The organism is Enterococcus sp. AZ170, assembly GCF_050545135.1.
Lineage (GTDB): Bacteria > Bacillota > Bacilli > Lactobacillales > Enterococcaceae > Enterococcus_L > Enterococcus_L ureilyticus.
The window spans coordinates 2,175,876-2,192,800 of record NZ_CP172947.1; the positions used below are offsets into that span (position 1 = coordinate 2,175,876).

A 16,925-nucleotide genomic window follows, 5' to 3' on the forward strand; every position below is an offset into this window, starting at 1 on the left:
TCACCCTCCTATCCTTAATTTCTTTCTATCATCTTCATTAAGCTTGATAGGCGTTATTTTATATTTGTTCAAAAAGTTATTAGTTCCGATCGTATGCTCTTCTTGATGGTGAGTTCTGCAACCTGCATAAAACCTAAACTCCCCATGATCGATTGACTTTCTATTTCTCCCACTACCTACTACGTCAACATGGCATACATCCGCATGTTGACCGCATATACAGCACTTGCGATGCTTTAGGCACAAATAGTAAAAGTAACTCTCGTCTCGTGGTAAAAGCTCGTAACCTTTCTTAAAAGGTACGCCCCACTCAAACATAAAATCTATAACTAGCTCAATTAGATTGTTCATTTCTTCAACGCTTGTCTCTGCGTTATTTTTTGTACTGATTTTTAAACCATATTTGCTAAAATACTTTTCCTTGAAACGTTCATGTGTGCTTTCACTACCGTTACCGAATTTCTCGTAAATATCGTTAAGTAATGCCCAATACAACGCCTTCTGTTTTGGTGTAGATGATCGTGGGTCAGATAATGTCAGATTCCCTTGAACGTTGCTTAAATCGCCCAAATAGTAAGTATTCAGCCGTTCTACATTAAGTTTTTCATCAAGCTTCACTTGTAAGGTATTTGACTTTGGATCATAACCCACGACCTTTAGTGAGTATTCCATTTAAATCACTTCCACTTTGATTCCTTCAATTACCATAAATTTGTTTAATGCTGATAACTGTTCGTGTGTTCCTGTTACTTTAAGCGTGTATGTTTGAGTGTCCTCAATTTCTTGTCTAGTAAGTTCTGGATCTTCCTGGATGATCTCACCTGTTTCAGTGTCAATCACTTTGTCATCAACTGTCCGTTCACGTAATTCTTTCATCGCTTGCTCATATTCTTCTTTTGCTTTGCGGTCAGCTTCTTCTTGTGCTAAGCGTTGCTCCTCAGCTATTCTTTCTTGTTCTTCACGAGCTTTTTTATCTTTGACAGCTTGATCGATTTCTTTCATAATTTCGACTAAAGAATGTCCTTTATCGATCCATGATGACCAACCGTCACCATCTAATCCAACTGCTTTGGCATAATTAAATACAGATACTTTATCTTCTTTAATGCGCTGATTTTCTTTGGCGATTAATGCCATGATTCCAGCGATTTCTTCCAATACCTTTTTAGTTAGTTCACCTTTTGCGGTAAACGATCCCTTATTAAGCCATGTTGATTTGATTTCAACTGCAGCGATATCTATTCCGTAGTTCGGTGCCATTTCAGATAGTGTCTCAAGCAGTTTTTCTTCTCTTAATTCTTTTTGTTTCTCTTCATAGTCAGAAATACCCACGTTGATATTATCTGAAACACCTTTGATTTGGTCTCTCAAAGCGTTAATCTTCGTTTCAAAGGCTTTTAATGGTTCGCTATAACTTTTTTTCACTTCTTTTCGTTGATCATCTAGTAGCTTAGAAATGCCATTCAGTTTCGTTTTTGCTTCCTTAGCTTCTGGAATATTTTCATCTGTAAAAACTAAAGAGGAATAATGTTTAACTGTTGCAGCTACTAATGATTCGAGTTGCTTTTCATTTTGGATAGTGATTTCTGACGGTTTAAAATCTACGTTAAATTTGATGTCTGTTGTTAGTTCGTTCATTGTTCTTGCCCCCATGGAATGTCTTTATTATTTTGAACAGCGTTGTTATTCTGTATGTCCGGCTGCTTTGCTTGTTCATTATCGTTTTTGTGACTATTTTTTTCGTAGCTACGTTCCCAATTGACCAATTTGGCCATAGCTTGACTAAAACATTTGTATGCTAGCTGGTCTATTGATTGAATTTTGAAAAGCTCACATAGTTTATTTAAAAAGTCATCTGGTTGAATACCCGTAATGTCAGTTATCTCGCTAGCTTTCTTTCTTAATAATGAAAGTTGCTTACCATCAATTAACTGAACGTAACTAGTATTATCTTGTCTATCAGGATCACTTTTACCATCATCTATCATTAACAAATCCTGTAATGCATATTTCTTCGCATAAGAACCAGCTGAACCAGATACTTGAGGTTCGCTCATTTTTGGTAGTATATTGGGTTCTCTAGCATAAGCTACTGATTCTTCTGTATGTTCCCCATCAGTTATTGAAGCAGTTGCTTCTGTATAAAAACGATCATCAATTTTCACAATTTTTTTCGTTGTTTTTATATAAAGTCCTAGTTCTATTGCTGATGGTTTAACTGCACGCATGATCGCTTCAGCATCTCTAAAATTAAAATCGCCGAACTCGTTCTTCTTATCTTTCGGTACACTAAACTGTGCTATCAACTTCATTAATTTTTGATAGAATCCATCATCTTTACTATCAGTCATTTATTTTTCAACCACTCTTTCCCACTTATAATTTCTAGCTTTTCTTTTATTAATCTATCTGCACCTTTGTCTTCTACGAGGTCTAAAAATCCGTTTTGCTCCACTACATATTTCTCATAGACTTCAGTTGACCATTTATCCGTTTCGACTACATACTTTTTAAAGTAAGCAACAAATACCCAATCATTATCTGAGACAACGGTTCCTTTATCGTCTTTATTCCAATTTTCTGTCTCGTCTACTTCATCTACTTCTTTGTAAAATTTTTCTGGCGGAGTAGTCAAATAATGGTCCCATGCATCTGCTTCTTGTGGTGTCATTGTCAAAATCCACCTTTCCGTGGTATACTTTTGTTAATATTATTTTGTATGTGACTGACAGGACTGCCATCCTATCGGTCTTTTTTGTACGGTCATGCAGAATCACGCATATCTTTAATGATTGTGATAGTTGCTGTAGACGGTTGCCAATTATTGATATACTCATTTACTTTGTCAAAATCTTTTTGGCGTAACTGGCTACGTGTAGAAACTCCTGTGATCTGTTTTACCCCTGTGTTGATATCCTTATAAAGCGTTGCTAGTTGATCCTTGTTGGTTGCGTTATACCCTCTAGCAATTTCTTTTACTCTTTGATTTACTCTACGTCCGATATATCCGTAATCACTGGCATCGATCTTGGTGTTTTCTTCAATTTCTGTTACTCTATCAGCGACTTCATCAACTCGTTTTGCTGTATCTTCCTGAAATTCGTACATAAGTTTTAATTGGTCTCTTGGTGATTGCGGCAATTGTTCTTGTTGTTTAATATGGGTCTCCATTGATGTAAATACCTCGATATATCTTGCGGTAAACAAAACACCTTTTTCACCAGACAATTTATTTGCGATCATGTCGCAACCTTTTTTCGACACTTGGAAACATCGTCTGAGTTGACTATTATCGTCAAAATACTCTGACTGGATGAAATATTCGCCCACCTTATTTTTAAGGGCGGCATCTTTTCTTAAATATTTAATATAGCTATTGATTTTTTGAAGCAAATTATCATGTCTCATACCTACCATTTTTGCAACTTCGCGACTATCTAACGTTTGCTCTAAAACTTCCATACTTATTCTCCTTTCTTGAATGTAAAAATTTGTTCAATCGGAACTTCAAATACACCCGCAATGTCATGAGCCAATAGTAACGATGGATTATACCTGTTTCTTTCTAGCTGAATGATTGTTTGTCTAGACACATTCACCTTGTCTGCTAGTTCCTGCTGTGTCATGCGCTTCATGGCTCTGTATACATGGATACAACTTTCAAAACTTGATTCTTTATTTGATTTTGCTTGTTTTTCTGGCATTTTTTCCCTCTCCTATCCTTTGATTAATAAATACAAAATGAAGAATGTTTCTATTAAGATACCTATAAAACTGATATATCCTAAAAGCTGTAACCTTCTGATTTTGTACTTTGGATTTTTAGCGATTGCTGCTAGTCCTTTTTTCATTTTGGTTGCTCCTTTCTTAATTGATCTAAACTAATTTCTAAAGCATCAGCTATTTTACAAGCCAGTTCAAAACTAGGCTTTTTTATACGGCCTTTTTTTAATTCTGTTATAACCGATACAGATACTTTCATTTTTTTTGAAAGTTCATATTGAGTAATATTTTTCTCTGTAATTATTTTCTCTACCGATTCCCACATCATTATTCCTCCTAACACCTTTTAAAAACATACGTTCGTAATATTTGAAAACAAATTGATACAATATATAGTGTTACTGAAAAAATTAACACAGCATGTTGTAGTAAAATAGAAAATGAATAGAGAACCAATTCCAGTTGAGCTTTATTCAAAATCTAATTTTTGAAAGCGAGGTGCTTATATATGGCAAAATGCAAACCATCTAAGCAAGTTAGTAAAGCTGCGGTAATTTTATCTACTAGTAAATCTGCAACTAGTAAATCTAAAGCAGGTACTACACTAGCTAATCATAAGAAATCTAAGCATTAATCAAATCGTATCGTCTACATAATGCTGATACGAAATAATTGATAAGGTGGTGAAAAATATGATATTAGATATTCATTTACGTGACGGAAAAGTCGTGCAAGTTCCATCTTTCAAAGAAGCAAAAATTTCTATTCACGAACTTGAAATTATCCCAGCTGAACAAATAAGCGATATTAGACTAGTTAAATCCGCAAATTATGCTTTTATCGGTGCAAATACTGTTACTATTTCTGGTGAAGATATTTTGTATTTAGAATCTAATTAGCTTTCATAATCTCTGCTATGGCTGCAACCATGGCGGAGTTTTCATTTTCAAACGCAAATTTTAGATTTTTCTCTGCTTGCTCTAAAATAGAATGTTTTAGTCTTAATATATCTTTCTCCAACTCTTGCCTTGTCATTTCTCTTTCTGTGTTTTCCTCAATAAACTTTTCTAATTTGTCTTTGTTAATTTTTTGCATCTTCTTCTCCTCCTAATCTAAATTCTGCGATGACTAATAATGCCCTCACCAATATCTGGGTTATAAAAATTACTATCTTGAGGAGTAGTATCAACTGCTTCTCTATTTCTTTTAACTGTTTCTCGATACTTTTCTACTGAACTAAATTCAATCACTTGTTCCAAATGCTTTTTGTACTCTTTGATTACTGCTTCTTGGCTTATCAACTCAGATTTTTGAGATTTGATAATGCTGACTAACTCTTTTTTGGTCATTTCCTCATAATTCATTTCTAATTCATTCATTCTTCTTCTCCTCCTGATTTCTGTATTCTGTCTACTACCCAACAGGTATACATCACCGCTAAAAACGCATAGCCTTGCAACGTCTCGCCTGTGGCTAAACAGATGATCGATACGGTTAGTAGGATTAGGTTTGCTGTGGTGATCATCGGTTGAGATCCCGCTTAGATACAAACTCAAATAATGCGATTGAACTAAATTTCCAGTCTGCACCAATCTTCACGGCGGGTATATTTCCGCTTAATGCTTCTTTTTTACATGTGCTAACACTGATTTCTAAAAAATCTGCGGCTTGTTTCGTACCCCACACTTTATTGGGAATAGCCTGCTCTGATATAAGAACCTTTAAGTCGTCTAGATTTACTAGTGCTAGATTTGTCATTTGTTCTTCTCCTTTCTATGCTGTTTGTTTTTGTTCCAATAGTTTCTCAATTGTGATACCCAAAAATTTTGCAACCTTTTGGATCTTATCGACCGAAGGTACAGAGTCGTTCCACTTAGAAATGGACCCATTACTGAACTCAAGTTCTTGCTCAATTTTCCGAATTGAAATTCCCTTTTTTGCTGCTTCAACCTTAACGTTTTCATATAACAAAACATTCACCTCCGAAAATATTCTTAGAAATTATCACTAACCTATTGACCTTTCGCAGAAAATTTTCTATAATAAGTGTATGCGAAATAAGCATTATCCTGCAAAATTACATTTTACATTAAGATAATAAGATCAGTGGTTTTCTAGACATGTACTATTTTCAGCCGCCAAGCTAAGTACATCTGTATAATACCACAGTATATTTTCTGATGTCAATAGTTTTGTTAGAAAATTTACGGAGGAAATAGAATAATGGGATTATACGAAAATATAAAAGATGTAGCACAAACGAAAAATATTAGCATTGCTCAAATTGAGAGAGAAACAAAAATGTCAAACGGTTCTATATCAAAGTGGAGTAAAAACGCACCTGCTGCCGACAAACTATCAACAGTAGCAAAGTATTTAAATGTGTCTACAGACTATTTATTAGGTGTAACAAACTTAACGAATAAAGAGATTGACAAAGGAGAAATGCTTCGCGGGTTAATGCAAGGAGATAATAAATCTATTAATTTTTTAAAAAAAATATCAAAATTGAATACTGAGGAATATGAAACAATTGAAAAGTTCGTTGATTTATTAATTGCAAAAAAGTAAGACTCGGAGTTATTCCTCCTGAGTCTTACTACCTTCTTTTCTTGTTTCTACAATAAGTATGGTTGATAAGGTATTAAGAAAAACGATATCAATGACTTTGTCAACCATGGTCTTGATTTCGGTTTGGTACTGCAAAACAGTTTTTTCATCCATGAGCAATATCTCCTTACAGAACAAACGTTCCTTATTTAATAGAATCATATCATAGCTTTTACGCTAATTCAATAGTTTTCACGCTAATGAATATTTTTTGGTTTATGTTCATGGATAAACTATAATATAACTTTTAGTTATTGTCAATATTAAAAAACATTTGATATATAACTTTCCCTTGTATTAGCTGACCATCTGTTATACTATAGTTATAAAGTTATTACTGGAGGTATGGGATATTGGAAGAAAATGTAATAGGCTCTCAGATCCAAAAGCTCAGATCATCAAGGAATCTGACCCAAGAGGAACTTGCTGAAAAAATAGGTGTATCTAAACAAACAATATCTAACTGGGAAACAGGTTTAAAAAGCCCAAGACCAAATGCAATCAGAAAATTGTCTGAGTTTTTTAATGTATCAATAAGTTATTCTGTGGACAATATCCAATCACAAGATATCGTTAAGGAAGATTACTCTATATATAAGGTATCTAATTTTATTCACGAAGTGGAAAAAGCTACAAAAGGCTTTACTGAAGATGAAAAAGATGAAGTTTTAAACCTTATCTATGATATAAAATCTGGTAAAAGCAGGCACCGATTAAGTAATACGGAAAGTCTGTCGATTTACGATCTAGCCAAAAGCTTGTCCAATACCGATATCCAGTCAATTGATAACTTATCTAATTATATTATTAGAGTTATTAATGGTAGCGGTCAAGTCTATAAAGAGGCCGAGGAACTACTCAAAGACTGTAAGATCGCAATCGACGCAAATAAAACAGCAACTATCGAATTTATGAATACTAAAAGAAAAATTTATGACTTGTTGATGCCATTAGCCAGCTTAACCAATGCCTTCGAACAAAATATCAATACATTAAAAGGGCTTGCGGATGCGTTGAAATTTAGTCGAGAGTTTGTGCTAGAAGCAATAAGCTATCACGCTAGTTCAAAAGGATCAATTATAGAATATGACGGATTTATTATTGATTTTAGCGATGTACCAGTAGAGTATGAAGATATCGATAATCTAGATAATTTCGAAATATCGATCTCAGATACCAATAAAAGAAGATCAGAATCTAGAAACAAACAAAATAGAAAACTATTCAAAAAAACTAGGTAGAGAATGACTACCTAGTCCATTATAAATATTTTTTCAACATGTGTATCCAGAGCTTCAGCTATTAGCATACCTAATTTTAAACTAGGAACATACTTATCATTTTCAATCGATCGTATTGTTTTCCAATGAATGTTTCTTTTAGTTCCATACTTCTCAATTGAAATATTGTTCACTTTTTCAGCAAGTTTTTGCTGACTGATTAACAATTGATCTCGTCTTTCTTTGATTAAGTTTCCTTTTTGCTTTTTCTTTTCGAACATATTTAACTCCTCTAAGTTTAATAAGTGATTACTATGTAAAAACAAATCTATACACATACTATAAGAAAATACAAAAAAAATATATATTTAACGTTCATTTCTTAAAATTTCGAACGTTATTGAAAGTAGTAGTTATCAATAAGTTTTACATAAATAATTTAATGTCAGTATGGATATCCAATTTATTCTAATAATTGTCATGGATAAGTTACTTTTACAATGATATAATCAGAATTATCAAAGATAAAGGAGTTTTTAAAATGAAAAAGTATGTAGTTAGCTTGATTCTAGTTGGTTTATTTTTATTCGGTTGTGGTAAAGGGAACACAACATTCGATGATTTAAAAAGCTTAGATGTTGGAATAAGCACTGATAAAGTAATTGAGTACATTGGAGAACCTAAAAGTAAAACAATAGATAAAGATGAAATATATAATTGGGCACCTGATTCGTTAATAAAACAAGACTCTTTCTCCGAACTAGAAATGTACGTTTATAAAATGGATGATGGGAAAGAAGCTCATCTTTTTTTTAGCAAAGGACAACTCATTTATAAAAAACCTCTGGGACTTAATAATATTTCTTAACGATGAACAAAAAACGTACCCTCTCCGACCAAGAAGTAAGTACGTAAAAACAAAACCGCAATAGGCTTATTTAATTATGTTTATTGTATCAAATTTTAAGGAGTGATACAACAATGGCAGAAAAAATGAAAGGGTCAGTTGAGCAGCTACCTAGTGGCAAATACCGCTTGCGAGTAACGGTTGGACGCAATGCGAATGGCAATCCAAAACGACTAAGTAAGACCGTAGAAGCCACAAACATAAGGAAAGCATATGTAGAGCTCGATAAATGGATTGACTACCTAGAAGAAAATGGCTATGAAGATTTAAGCAGCATCACGTTTAAAAATTTTTATGATAATATGTGGAAGGATCAGGCGAAACATAATTTAGAGCTTAGAACTTATCATGAATACATATCGATCATTGATACCCGTTTTTTGAAAAAGTTAGGCGATAAGAAAATGATTGAGATCAAACCATATCAGATTAAGGACATTGTGATAAACACAAAAAGACTTGATGGTAAAGACGGTGACTTGTCCAGAAAAACCAGAAAACGATTTTTAGCGGCTTTGAGTAATCTGTTTTCTGTAGCTCACAACGATTATAGACTGATAGAGAGAAATCCAGTTAATGATGTTAAGCTACCCAAAGTTAAGAACGTTAAGAAGAACATTGAACCACCCTATTCAATCGCTGAAATCACTCAGATGTTAACCGCTTTAGATTACGAATCAACGTCAGATAAAACAAAAGCTATCATTCTGACCGCATTTGTTACTGGCGCAAGAGAAGGCGAAATCGCCGCCCTAGAGGAAAAACACTTTGATTTTAAAAATAGTAAAATATGTTTTGAACAGCGAATTGTTTTAAATGATAAAAGTTATATGAGAGTTGATGGTTTAAAAGTTGGTGACCAACGTATTTTAGATGTTCCTAGCGATTATTTAGAGTTTATGTATAATTATATTCAGACAAATGTAAAAGCTCGTGAGCAGCTTAATATTGACCCAAAACATAAATATATTTTCGGATCAGTAGATGGGAATTTCGAGAGACCAACTTCGCTTTATCGTAATTTTAGAAGATTTTTAGAAAAGAACGAATTACGACTTATAAGGTTTCACGATCTAAGACATACGACCGCATCTTTTCTTTTAAGTGACCCTAATATTACTATTAAAACAGTACAGGAACATTTAGGACATCAGGATTACCGTACTACAGCAAACATCTACTCCCACGCTTTAGAAGAATCAAAAAAAGCAGCCAGTGACAAATTCGGCTCCTTACTACACAAAAACGATTAATTGTTATTTTATATTTTTTTACGTATTTTGTGCCCACGAACGTGCCCACTAAAAATCAAACTAAGCTAGATAAAAACAAAAACCCTTTAATATAAAGGGTTAAACCAATGCCAGCTGTAGGAATCGAACCTACGACCTACGCGTTACGAGTGCGTTGCTCTACCGACTGAGCTAAGCTGGCAATATAGTCAAAATTATAAAACTAAACCAACCTTTTGTAAAGTCAAAGACAGTTCTTTTTTTTAATAAATTTAGTTTTCTGAAATTTCCCTTCATATGTGGTATAATAGAAGAAGTTAAGAAAGGAAGTTTTTTTGAATGTCAAATTTCGGTAACTTTAATCGTCCTGTTGAGCCTTCTGCAGAAGGGGATTTATTCACTGTTGATACCCAGGTCACTTTCTTGATGCATGGTCAACCGCAAACAGGAATTATCACGAAACAATTAAATAATTCCGCTGTGGTAGAAATTGATGAAAACTCTGATAATACTGATTTAATGGTTAAAAGTAACGGCGTCATCGTCATCAATTACAAAAAACTTAAAAAAGTATAGATCCTTCCATCCATTATTATTGGATGGATTTTTTATTTGTAAAAAATAGCTACTTGAAACATTTCAATGTTTCAAGTAGCTATTTTAGTTCAATTACTTAGTACCAAATAAACGATCACCAGCATCGCCAAGACCTGGAACAATATAGCCATCTTTATCTAAATACTCATCTAACGCTGCAGTATAAATATCGATATCTGGATGTGCTTCTTGTAAAGCTTTCACGCCTTCTGGTGCTGCAACGAGACATACAAATTTAATATTGCTGCCGCCGCGTGCTTTCAATGCATCGATTGCCATGATTGCTGAACCACCTGTAGCTAACATCGGATCAACGACAAATAATTGACGTGCATCAATATCTTCAGGCATTTTCACAAAGTATTCAACTGGCTCTAATGTATCATGATCACGGTATAAACCGATATGTCCAACTTTTGCTGCTGGAATCAATTCCAAAATACCATCTACCATTCCAATACCTGCGCGTAAAATAGGTACGATTGCGACCTTTTTACCAGATAATGTTTTTTGTGTTGTTTCACCGATCGGTGTCTCGATCACAACATCTTCTAAAGGCATATCTCTTGAAACTTCATATGCCATAAGCATTGCGATTTCATTTACGACTTCACGAAAAACCTTTGTTCCACAATCCTTATCTCTAATGATTGTTAATTTGTGTTGGATCAGTGGATGATCAATAACTTGGAATTTTCCCATGCTCATTCTCCTTCAATAATTTATTCCTTCCTATTGTAAAACAAAATCGAGCGATTGACTAGTCAATCACTCGAAACTTTTACTTATAAAGTGGATATTTTTTTGTAAGCTCACTAACAGACGCTTTAACTTCTGACAGAACCACTTCATTTTCATGATCTTTTAAGACTTTTACGATTAATTTCGCCACTTCTACACAGTCGTCTTCTTTAAAGCCTCGTGTTGTGATCGCAGGTGTACCAATGCGAATCCCACTTGTTTTAAAGGGACTAAGTTGTTCAAATGGAATGGCATTTTTATTTGCTGTAATATTGACAGTATCTAAAATGGCTTCTGCTTCTTTTCCATTCAAGCCAAAGCCACTAACATCGATCAATAATAAATGATTATCCGTTGAACCACTTACTAAACGAGCTTCTGGGGTTTGGTTGAATATTTTTGTCATCGCTTTCGCATTTTCAATAACTTGTTCGCTGTATTCTTTAAACGAAATATCTAATGCTTCTTTAAAAGCAACTGCTTTGCCGGCAATCACATGCTCTAATGGTCCGCCCTGAATCCCAGGGAAAATATTGCTATTGATTTTTTTAGCTAATGCTTCATCATTTGTCAAAATAAGTCCGCCACGAGGTCCGCGTAATGTTTTATGTGTAGTTGATGTTGTGATATCAGCGTATGGTACTGGATTCGGATGTAAGCCTGCTGCTACAAGACCTGCAATATGAGCCATATCCACCATTAATTTGGCACCCACTTCATCCGCTATTTCACGGAATTTTTCAAAGTCGATCGTACGCGAATAAGCACTGGCACCTGCCACGATCAATTTTGGTTGATGTTCACGAGCTAAAATACGCACAACATTATAATCGATCACTTCTGTTGTAGGATCAACACCGTAACTTACAAAGTTATAGGTTTTTCCACTAAAGTTTACTGGTGAGCCATGAGTTAAATGTCCTCCCGCAGACAAATCCATCCCTAAAACAGTATCTCCAGGTTCGATCAATGAAAGATAAGCTGCTGTATTCGCTTGTGAACCTGAATGAGGTTGGACATTCGCAAATTTTGCACCAAATAATTCTTTGGCGCGATCAATCGCCAAATCTTCAACGATATCGATAAACTCACAACCACCATAGTAGCGTTTACCTGGATATCCTTCCGCATATTTATTTGTCAAAATACTACCTTGTGCTGCCATTACCCCTTTTGAAACAACGTTCTCTGATGCAATCAGCTCCAAGTTGTTTTCTTGACGGTCGTTCTCTTTGGCAATTGCATCCCATAAATCCGGATCAAATGTTTTATAATCCATTAAACAAGCCTCCATTTCATTTGTTTGTACCGATTGTATCATACTTAAATGCTCTCTACTCGAAAATCGAATCAATTTTTAGAATTTTTTGATTTGCTGCTTTTTTCAGCCGATTCATGTAAGCGATCCCTAAATCTACTTCTGGGAAAGCTTGGGCAAAAATCACATCGATACTTTGTTCATCTAAATTTCTGAGACCAGCAAATAATAACTTAGTTGCCTGGTCAACTGACTCTTCTCCAAAAGAAAAAACAGCCTCTACTTCATCCGAAAAAATCTCGATAACTCGATCGTCTGCAAATAAACCAATCCGTTGATTTTTACTTTTAGCTGATTCGATTGCTTTTCTAAACGTCTCCTGATCGCCATCTACAATCCAAACAGGGACATCTGGTGCATAATGTTTGTATTTCATTCCAGGCGCTTTAGGCGCTTCTTTTTCGCTGATTAAATGCTGATCGACTAATATCTGTCCAACAACTTGTTCCAAACGTTCTTTGGTGACAGCTCCTGGTCTTAAAATTACAGGGATGCCATCTTTTGCCGTTAAATCTAATACCGTTGATTCTACTCCGATTTGTGTTGGACCGTCATCTAAAATGCCAGCGATTTTGCCATGAAGATCATGATACACATGTTGCGCTGTTGTTGGGCTAGGCTTACCCGAAGTATTCGCACTGGGTCCTACTAAAGGAACACCCGCTGCTTTAATCAATTCTATTGTTTTCTGATTATTTGGCATCCGAAAAGCGACAGTTTTTAAACCACCTGTTACTGTGGTAGAAAATGTTTGTGGTTTCACCTCAAATATCAACGTCAAAGGTCCTGGCCAAAAGGATTCAACTAAAGCTTTCGTATGTGCTGGAAAGTCTGTTACGTATTGTTTGACCATCTCAAAATCACTGACATGAACAATCAACGGATTATCACTAGGTCGTCCCTTGACGGCATATACTTGCTTCACTGCTGCCTCATCCAAAGCATTTGCGCCAAGTCCGTAAACAGTTTCAGTGGGAAAGGCAATTAGTGCTCCTTGACGAAGTAACGCCGCAGCTTGGTCAAGATCAATTGCTGTAAATTGTTTGGTTTTCACTCTTTATCCCTCCTCTTCTTTAGATGAAATAATCACCATTCGATCGTTTCCAGATAAGTCTTGGGCGATTTGTATTTGTTTATTCGGGAAAGCTTGCTGAAAAAGCTGTTTTACAGATTCACCTTGCTGAAAACCGATTTCTAAATAGATTTTTCCATCCGGATTTAGTCGGTCCTTTGCTTCTTCAGCCAATTGCTGATAAATGGCTAAGCCATCATTTTTAGCAAATAGTGCTGTTTTCGGTTCAAAGGTTCGAACACTTTCATCCATCAAGTCCCATTCAGCGTTACTGATGTATGGAGGGTTTGAAATTAGGATGTCGATTTTGGTGTCGCCTATCGGTTTTAAGCCATCGCCATGAATAAAAGCAATCGGTGCATCTAAGCATTTCGCATTTTGTTTTGCAATCTTCAATGCTTCTTCTGAAATATCGATTGCCGTAACGTGCCAATTTGGTCGAGCTAATTTTAAACTGATTCCAATCACACCTGTTCCAGTACCAACATCGACAACGGTTAAGGGCTTATTTAGATTTTCTTTTAAGCAACGATCGACTAGCTCTTCTGTTTCTGGTCTGGGGATCAATGTATGCTCATTCACTAAAAAACGATGATCGTAAAAATCGCTATACCCTAATAAATAGTGCGGTGGATAGTTTTCTGTAAGTTTTTTTAGATCTTCAGCGATTTGCTGCTCATCTTCTGGCAATACCTCTTCTTTCAAATGAAGTAGCCAATCCGTTTTAGTCCAGCCTTTTCTTTCTAAAAAGACGAAAAGAATGTTATATCCTTCTATCCCTTGTTTTTCTAAAAAAGAAGAAGCCCGTTCAAGGACTTCAAAATAACGGTTACCCATTTTGCATCTCTTCTAATTTTGATGTTTGATCGTATAACACTAAAGCATCGACGATTTCATCTAATTTACCAGCTAAAATTTGATCTAGTTTTTGAATCGTTAAACCAATACGATGATCGGTCACACGGTTTTGAGGAAAGTTATACGTACGAATTCGTTCAGAACGGTCTCCTGTACCCACAGCAGATTTACGATTTGCATCGTATTCGCTTTGTGCTTCTTGTTGCATTTGGTCATAAACCCTTGCACGTAAAATTTTCATCGCTTTTTCGCGATTTTTGATTTGAGAACGTTCATCTTGCATAGCAACCGCAATCCCAGTTGGAATATGGGTCAAACGAACAGCAGATGCCGTTTTGTTGACGTGCTGACCACCAGCGCCACTTGCATGGTAGATATCTGTACGGATGTCTTTATCTGCAAGGTCCAACTCAACTTCTTCTGCTTCTGGTAAAACGACAACCGTTGCTGTTGATGTATGAATACGGCCTTGTGATTCAGTTGATGGAACACGTTGTACACGATGTGCCCCACTTTCGTATTTTAGTTTAGAAAAGACATTGTCTCCTGAAATCATCATAATGACTTCTTTGTAGCCACCGATCCCAGTGATGTTGGCTTCCATGACATCTGTCTTCCAGCCTTGTGACTCCGCATATTTTTGATACATCCCGAATAAGTCACCCGCAAATAAGGCCGCCTCATCGCCTCCAGCCGCACCACGGATTTCCATAATGATGTTTTTATCGTCATTTGGATCTGTCGGCAATAGTAAAATTTTGATTCGCTCTTCTAATACTTCTTTTTCTTTTTTTAATTCTGATAGTTCTTCCTTCGCCATTTCAGCCATTTCGGCATCTAGTTTTTCACCTAGTAATTCTTCCGTATCACTGATTCCTTCAACTACTTCTTTATATCGGCGGTAAACATTAACTGTTTCACGAGTGTTCGCCTCTTCTTTAGATAATTGCATAAAGCGTTTCGTATCACTAATGACTTCTGGGTCGCTTAATAATTCGCCCAGCTCTTCATAGCGATCTTCGATTGATTGTAACTGATCGTACATAGTTGGTTGCTCCTTTTTATTTAAGTAAGTGTCTTTTATTTGTCATTTTTTTCTTGTTCACCATCGATTGGCGGATGAAAATAGTGATTTCGGCATACTGGATAATAAGCTTCATTACCACCGATCTGGACTTGAGTTCCTTCGTAAACGGGCTGGCCGTCGATATAATGAAGATTCATTGTGGCTTTTTTGTGGCAGAACCAGCAAATTGTTTTTAGTTCTTCTAATTTATCTGCGTACAACATTAAGTATTTTGAGCCTTCAAATAACTCATTACGAAAATCATTCTTCAAACCAAACGCCATGACAGGAATATTCAGTTCATCTACGACCCTAGCAAATTCGATTACGTGCTTTTTCCCTAGAAATTGGGATTCGTCCACTAAAATGCAATACGGTTTATAATCTAGTTTTTCGATTAATTCATAGACATTCGTTTCTTTAAAAATTGGGATTGCTTCTCGTCTAAGTCCGATACGACTTGAAACGACACCTACACCATCTCTAGTATCAAGTCCGCTTGTCATAATCACAACAGGTTTGTCCTGTTCTTCATAGTTATGTGCTACTTTTAAGATCTCAATGGTTTTGCCACTGTTCATTGCGCCATATTTAAAAAATAATTGTGCCATTCCTTCGTCGTCACCTCTCGTTTAGTTCCTCTCGTATTTTACTATAAAACCGAAGTTTTTTACAGTGGTAAATTTAGGGTGGATGTATTAAGGGGGTCTCTTTGATAACAACTTCTATATTTGTAGTCCCACTTGCTTTTATTTTAAGAGAATAAAAGAGAGTTGACCACTTTCATCAGTGCACATTGATGTCATCTGCTTTAACAGTTATTTCAACTATGTAATTTGAACTTGTATGTTTATAACTAAATAATAACTCCTTGCAAAGTAATGTTCAGTGTGTTTATTTTTTTGAAAAAGTTAAGCATTGTAAAATAGCCAAAATTCTTCGATTTTATCTTTAAACTCTTTTGTAGGAAATGTTCCTCGTAAATTAAACTCATGCTCTGTTGCATCGGCAAACTTTATCTGATATTTATAAAGGATTTTCACCTTATTATCTTGTTGCTTAAAACAGCCAACATCAATAATATCTCTCCATTTTTTTGTGTGTAATTGTTTATTATCGTAATAAATTAGTCCTTTTTCGTTCATTAAATAGATTACACCGTGATATTTTAGCAATATTCTTACGTCATAGATTCCTGATATGATTAGCATAAAGGAAAAACTTATAGCTAAGTAAGCTAAATAAAAAACGCCACTCATGAGAGCAAAAATTACTAACACAAATAAGAAAAAACGATTGAACATATCAAAATTTTTAAATACAGGAAGTAAGAACCAAAGTATTATACCTAAAGTTATAAAAAATATGAAAAAACCAGCTAATATTTCTATACAGGTATCTTTCCAAGTAATTCGAAGTTCAAAATGTTTATTTTCCATAGAATTGCTTCTCCAATATCAATTATTTTTTGACTTGCTACAATTTCTAGTTCAATTTTATCAAAAGTGTATTGAAATTGATAGTGCGGTTAAAGCTATATGATACGCCTCAATAAATTAATTTTTATTTTACTGGTATAAT

Annotated in this window: 28 protein-coding genes and 1 tRNA gene; 6 read left to right on the top strand and 23 right to left on the bottom strand. The window is 35.1% G+C overall.

The window, feature by feature from the left end; genetic code table 11:
* From IGJ55_RS10555 to IGJ55_RS10590, 8 genes are all read right to left on the bottom strand, one after another.
* Positions 1-672 carry a putative HNHc nuclease gene (locus IGJ55_RS10555; RefSeq protein WP_430606436.1) on the bottom strand — a complete coding sequence of 224 codons (672 nt, stop codon included), beginning with the start codon at positions 670-672 and terminating at the stop codon, positions 1-3.
* Positions 673-1,653 carry a DUF1351 domain-containing protein gene (locus tag IGJ55_RS10560; RefSeq protein WP_430606438.1) on the bottom strand — a complete coding sequence of 327 codons (981 nt, stop codon included), beginning with the start codon at positions 1,651-1,653 and terminating at the stop codon, positions 673-675.
* Entirely contained in the window at positions 1,635-2,351 is a 717-nt protein-coding gene (locus tag IGJ55_RS10565; RefSeq protein ID WP_430606439.1) for an ERF family protein, read from the bottom strand. The genes IGJ55_RS10560 and IGJ55_RS10565 overlap by 19 nt, the downstream gene beginning before the upstream one ends.
* Complete coding sequence (locus IGJ55_RS10570) at positions 2,348-2,671, bottom strand: hypothetical protein (RefSeq protein ID WP_430606441.1); 324 nt, start codon at positions 2,669-2,671, stop codon at positions 2,348-2,350. The genes IGJ55_RS10565 and IGJ55_RS10570 overlap by 4 nt, the downstream gene beginning before the upstream one ends.
* A 92-nt stretch (positions 2,672-2,763) precedes the next feature.
* Positions 2,764-3,462 (bottom strand): Rha family transcriptional regulator, encoded by a 699-nt coding sequence (locus IGJ55_RS10575; protein ID WP_430606443.1) that lies wholly within the window; start codon positions 3,460-3,462, stop codon positions 2,764-2,766.
* A 2-nt stretch (positions 3,463-3,464) separates the two neighbouring features.
* Positions 3,465-3,704, bottom strand: coding sequence for a helix-turn-helix transcriptional regulator (locus IGJ55_RS10580; protein WP_430606444.1), 240 nt, complete (start codon positions 3,702-3,704; stop codon positions 3,465-3,467).
* 12 nt (positions 3,705-3,716) lie between these two features.
* Entirely contained in the window at positions 3,717-3,851 is a 135-nt protein-coding gene (locus tag IGJ55_RS10585) for a hypothetical protein (RefSeq protein WP_430606446.1), read from the bottom strand.
* Positions 3,848-4,048, bottom strand: coding sequence for a helix-turn-helix domain-containing protein (locus tag IGJ55_RS10590; protein WP_430606447.1), 201 nt, complete (start codon positions 4,046-4,048; stop codon positions 3,848-3,850). The genes IGJ55_RS10585 and IGJ55_RS10590 overlap by 4 nt, the downstream gene beginning before the upstream one ends.
* 367 nt (positions 4,049-4,415) lie before the next feature.
* On the opposite strand from IGJ55_RS10590, the gene IGJ55_RS10595 reads away from it, so the two are divergent.
* Entirely contained in the window at positions 4,416-4,622 is a 207-nt protein-coding gene (locus IGJ55_RS10595; protein WP_430606449.1) for a hypothetical protein, read from the top strand.
* On the opposite strand, the gene IGJ55_RS10600 is transcribed toward IGJ55_RS10595, so the two are convergent.
* The 5 genes from IGJ55_RS10600 to IGJ55_RS10620 are packed head-to-tail and all read right to left on the bottom strand — an operon-like array spanning position 4,615 to position 5,694.
* Positions 4,615-4,818 carry a hypothetical protein gene (locus IGJ55_RS10600; RefSeq protein WP_430606451.1) on the bottom strand — a complete coding sequence of 68 codons (204 nt, stop codon included), beginning with the start codon at positions 4,816-4,818 and terminating at the stop codon, positions 4,615-4,617. The two genes, IGJ55_RS10595 and IGJ55_RS10600, sit on opposite strands and share 8 nt — an antisense overlap.
* Before the next feature lie 17 nt (positions 4,819-4,835).
* Complete coding sequence (locus IGJ55_RS10605) at positions 4,836-5,102, bottom strand: hypothetical protein (protein WP_430606452.1); 267 nt, start codon at positions 5,100-5,102, stop codon at positions 4,836-4,838.
* Positions 5,099-5,248 (bottom strand): hypothetical protein, encoded by a 150-nt coding sequence (locus tag IGJ55_RS10610; protein WP_430606454.1) that lies wholly within the window; start codon positions 5,246-5,248, stop codon positions 5,099-5,101. The genes IGJ55_RS10605 and IGJ55_RS10610 overlap by 4 nt, the downstream gene beginning before the upstream one ends.
* Entirely contained in the window at positions 5,245-5,481 is a 237-nt protein-coding gene (locus IGJ55_RS10615) for a helix-turn-helix domain-containing protein (RefSeq protein WP_430606456.1), read from the bottom strand. The genes IGJ55_RS10610 and IGJ55_RS10615 overlap by 4 nt, the downstream gene beginning before the upstream one ends.
* A 15-nt stretch (positions 5,482-5,496) precedes the next feature.
* Positions 5,497-5,694, bottom strand: coding sequence for a helix-turn-helix domain-containing protein (locus IGJ55_RS10620; RefSeq protein WP_429949330.1), 198 nt, complete (start codon positions 5,692-5,694; stop codon positions 5,497-5,499).
* A gap of 252 nt (positions 5,695-5,946) precedes the next feature.
* Here IGJ55_RS10620 and IGJ55_RS10625 point away from each other — a divergent pair, with 252 nt between their 5' ends.
* Entirely contained in the window at positions 5,947-6,294 is a 348-nt protein-coding gene (locus IGJ55_RS10625) for a helix-turn-helix domain-containing protein (protein ID WP_429949328.1), read from the top strand.
* A gap of 9 nt (positions 6,295-6,303) precedes the next feature.
* On the opposite strand, the gene IGJ55_RS10630 is transcribed toward IGJ55_RS10625, so the two are convergent.
* On the bottom strand, positions 6,304-6,447 hold the full coding sequence (locus IGJ55_RS10630) for a hypothetical protein (protein WP_429949326.1): 144 nt from the start codon (positions 6,445-6,447) through the stop codon (positions 6,304-6,306).
* 239 nt (positions 6,448-6,686) lie between these two features.
* Between IGJ55_RS10630 and IGJ55_RS10635 the strand changes: the two genes are divergently transcribed.
* Entirely contained in the window at positions 6,687-7,574 is an 888-nt protein-coding gene (locus tag IGJ55_RS10635; RefSeq protein ID WP_429949324.1) for a helix-turn-helix domain-containing protein, read from the top strand.
* An 11-nt stretch (positions 7,575-7,585) separates the two neighbouring features.
* On the opposite strand, the gene IGJ55_RS10640 is transcribed toward IGJ55_RS10635, so the two are convergent.
* The gene (locus IGJ55_RS10640; protein ID WP_429949323.1) at positions 7,586-7,834 is read right to left on the bottom strand and encodes a helix-turn-helix transcriptional regulator; all 249 of its coding nucleotides are present in this window, start codon (positions 7,832-7,834) and stop codon (positions 7,586-7,588) included.
* 260 nt (positions 7,835-8,094) lie between these two features.
* On the opposite strand from IGJ55_RS10640, the gene IGJ55_RS10645 reads away from it, so the two are divergent.
* Both IGJ55_RS10645 and IGJ55_RS10650 read left to right on the top strand, forming a co-directional pair.
* Entirely contained in the window at positions 8,095-8,421 is a 327-nt protein-coding gene (locus tag IGJ55_RS10645; protein ID WP_429949322.1) for a hypothetical protein, read from the top strand.
* Between the two features lie 113 nt (positions 8,422-8,534).
* Positions 8,535-9,713 (top strand): tyrosine-type recombinase/integrase, encoded by a 1,179-nt coding sequence (locus IGJ55_RS10650; protein WP_430606458.1) that lies wholly within the window; start codon positions 8,535-8,537, stop codon positions 9,711-9,713.
* Positions 9,714-9,821: 108 nt separating this feature from the next.
* On the opposite strand, the gene IGJ55_RS10655 is transcribed toward IGJ55_RS10650, so the two are convergent.
* A tRNA-Thr gene (locus IGJ55_RS10655) sits at positions 9,822-9,894 on the bottom strand.
* A 137-nt stretch (positions 9,895-10,031) separates the two neighbouring features.
* On the opposite strand from IGJ55_RS10655, the gene IGJ55_RS10660 reads away from it, so the two are divergent.
* On the top strand, positions 10,032-10,268 hold the full coding sequence (locus tag IGJ55_RS10660) for a hypothetical protein (protein WP_010763354.1): 237 nt from the start codon (positions 10,032-10,034) through the stop codon (positions 10,266-10,268).
* Positions 10,269-10,361: 93 nt separating this feature from the next.
* Here IGJ55_RS10660 and upp read toward each other — a convergent pair whose 3' ends face one another.
* From upp to IGJ55_RS10695, 7 genes are all read right to left on the bottom strand, one after another.
* The gene (gene upp / locus IGJ55_RS10665) at positions 10,362-10,991 is read right to left on the bottom strand and encodes a uracil phosphoribosyltransferase (protein ID WP_025868560.1); all 630 of its coding nucleotides are present in this window, start codon (positions 10,989-10,991) and stop codon (positions 10,362-10,364) included.
* A 79-nt stretch (positions 10,992-11,070) separates the two neighbouring features.
* Positions 11,071-12,309 carry a serine hydroxymethyltransferase gene (glyA, locus tag IGJ55_RS10670; protein ID WP_429949318.1) on the bottom strand — a complete coding sequence of 413 codons (1,239 nt, stop codon included), beginning with the start codon at positions 12,307-12,309 and terminating at the stop codon, positions 11,071-11,073.
* Between the two features lie 55 nt (positions 12,310-12,364).
* Positions 12,365-13,402, bottom strand: a complete 1,038-nt coding sequence (locus tag IGJ55_RS10675; RefSeq protein WP_429949316.1) for an L-threonylcarbamoyladenylate synthase — start codon at positions 13,400-13,402, stop codon at positions 12,365-12,367.
* A gap of 3 nt (positions 13,403-13,405) precedes the next feature.
* A complete protein-coding gene (gene prmC, locus IGJ55_RS10680; RefSeq protein ID WP_430606460.1) occupies positions 13,406-14,257 on the bottom strand; it encodes a peptide chain release factor N(5)-glutamine methyltransferase in 852 nt (283 codons plus the stop codon).
* Positions 14,250-15,323, bottom strand: a complete 1,074-nt coding sequence (gene prfA, locus IGJ55_RS10685; protein ID WP_430606461.1) for a peptide chain release factor 1 — start codon at positions 15,321-15,323, stop codon at positions 14,250-14,252. The genes prmC and prfA overlap by 8 nt, the downstream gene beginning before the upstream one ends.
* 35 nt (positions 15,324-15,358) lie before the next feature.
* Entirely contained in the window at positions 15,359-15,955 is a 597-nt protein-coding gene (locus tag IGJ55_RS10690) for a thymidine kinase (RefSeq protein WP_430606462.1), read from the bottom strand.
* A gap of 300 nt (positions 15,956-16,255) precedes the next feature.
* Positions 16,256-16,783 carry a hypothetical protein gene (locus IGJ55_RS10695; protein ID WP_430606463.1) on the bottom strand — a complete coding sequence of 176 codons (528 nt, stop codon included), beginning with the start codon at positions 16,781-16,783 and terminating at the stop codon, positions 16,256-16,258.
* Positions 16,784-16,925 lie beyond the last annotated feature (142 nt).

Excerpts from the sequence above, each read along its gene's own strand:
- IGJ55_RS10555 (WP_430606436.1), bottom strand. The coding sequence starts at position 672 with ATGGAATACTCACTAAAGGTCGTGGGTTATGATCCAAAGTCAAATACC.
- IGJ55_RS10560 (WP_430606438.1), bottom strand. The coding sequence starts at position 1,653 with ATGGGGGCAAGAACAATGAACGAACTAACAACAGACATCAAATTTAAC.
- IGJ55_RS10565 (WP_430606439.1), bottom strand. The coding sequence starts at position 2,351 with ATGACTGATAGTAAAGATGATGGATTCTATCAAAAATTAATGAAGTTG.
- IGJ55_RS10570 (WP_430606441.1), bottom strand. The coding sequence starts at position 2,671 with ATGACACCACAAGAAGCAGATGCATGGGACCATTATTTGACTACTCCG.
- IGJ55_RS10575 (WP_430606443.1), bottom strand. The coding sequence starts at position 3,462 with ATGGAAGTTTTAGAGCAAACGTTAGATAGTCGCGAAGTTGCAAAAATG.
- IGJ55_RS10580 (WP_430606444.1), bottom strand. The coding sequence starts at position 3,704 with ATGCCAGAAAAACAAGCAAAATCAAATAAAGAATCAAGTTTTGAAAGT.
- IGJ55_RS10585 (WP_430606446.1), bottom strand. The coding sequence starts at position 3,851 with ATGAAAAAAGGACTAGCAGCAATCGCTAAAAATCCAAAGTACAAAATC.
- IGJ55_RS10590 (WP_430606447.1), bottom strand. The coding sequence starts at position 4,048 with ATGTGGGAATCGGTAGAGAAAATAATTACAGAGAAAAATATTACTCAA.
- IGJ55_RS10595 (WP_430606449.1), top strand. The coding sequence starts at position 4,416 with ATGATATTAGATATTCATTTACGTGACGGAAAAGTCGTGCAAGTTCCA.
- IGJ55_RS10600 (WP_430606451.1), bottom strand. The coding sequence starts at position 4,818 with ATGCAAAAAATTAACAAAGACAAATTAGAAAAGTTTATTGAGGAAAAC.
- IGJ55_RS10605 (WP_430606452.1), bottom strand. The coding sequence starts at position 5,102 with ATGAATGAATTAGAAATGAATTATGAGGAAATGACCAAAAAAGAGTTA.
- IGJ55_RS10610 (WP_430606454.1), bottom strand. The coding sequence starts at position 5,248 with ATGATCACCACAGCAAACCTAATCCTACTAACCGTATCGATCATCTGT.
- IGJ55_RS10615 (WP_430606456.1), bottom strand. The coding sequence starts at position 5,481 with ATGACAAATCTAGCACTAGTAAATCTAGACGACTTAAAGGTTCTTATA.
- IGJ55_RS10625 (WP_429949328.1), top strand. The coding sequence starts at position 5,947 with ATGGGATTATACGAAAATATAAAAGATGTAGCACAAACGAAAAATATT.
- IGJ55_RS10630 (WP_429949326.1), bottom strand. The coding sequence starts at position 6,447 with ATGGATGAAAAAACTGTTTTGCAGTACCAAACCGAAATCAAGACCATG.
- IGJ55_RS10640 (WP_429949323.1), bottom strand. The coding sequence starts at position 7,834 with ATGTTCGAAAAGAAAAAGCAAAAAGGAAACTTAATCAAAGAAAGACGA.
- IGJ55_RS10645 (WP_429949322.1), top strand. The coding sequence starts at position 8,095 with ATGAAAAAGTATGTAGTTAGCTTGATTCTAGTTGGTTTATTTTTATTC.
- IGJ55_RS10650 (WP_430606458.1), top strand. The coding sequence starts at position 8,535 with ATGGCAGAAAAAATGAAAGGGTCAGTTGAGCAGCTACCTAGTGGCAAA.
- IGJ55_RS10660 (WP_010763354.1), top strand. The coding sequence starts at position 10,032 with ATGTCAAATTTCGGTAACTTTAATCGTCCTGTTGAGCCTTCTGCAGAA.
- upp (WP_025868560.1), bottom strand. The coding sequence starts at position 10,991 with ATGGGAAAATTCCAAGTTATTGATCATCCACTGATCCAACACAAATTA.
- glyA (WP_429949318.1), bottom strand. The coding sequence starts at position 12,309 with ATGGATTATAAAACATTTGATCCGGATTTATGGGATGCAATTGCCAAA.
- prmC (WP_430606460.1), bottom strand. The coding sequence starts at position 14,257 with ATGGGTAACCGTTATTTTGAAGTCCTTGAACGGGCTTCTTCTTTTTTA.
- prfA (WP_430606461.1), bottom strand. The coding sequence starts at position 15,323 with ATGTACGATCAGTTACAATCAATCGAAGATCGCTATGAAGAGCTGGGC.
- IGJ55_RS10690 (WP_430606462.1), bottom strand. The coding sequence starts at position 15,955 with ATGGCACAATTATTTTTTAAATATGGCGCAATGAACAGTGGCAAAACC.
- IGJ55_RS10695 (WP_430606463.1), bottom strand. The coding sequence starts at position 16,783 with ATGGAAAATAAACATTTTGAACTTCGAATTACTTGGAAAGATACCTGT.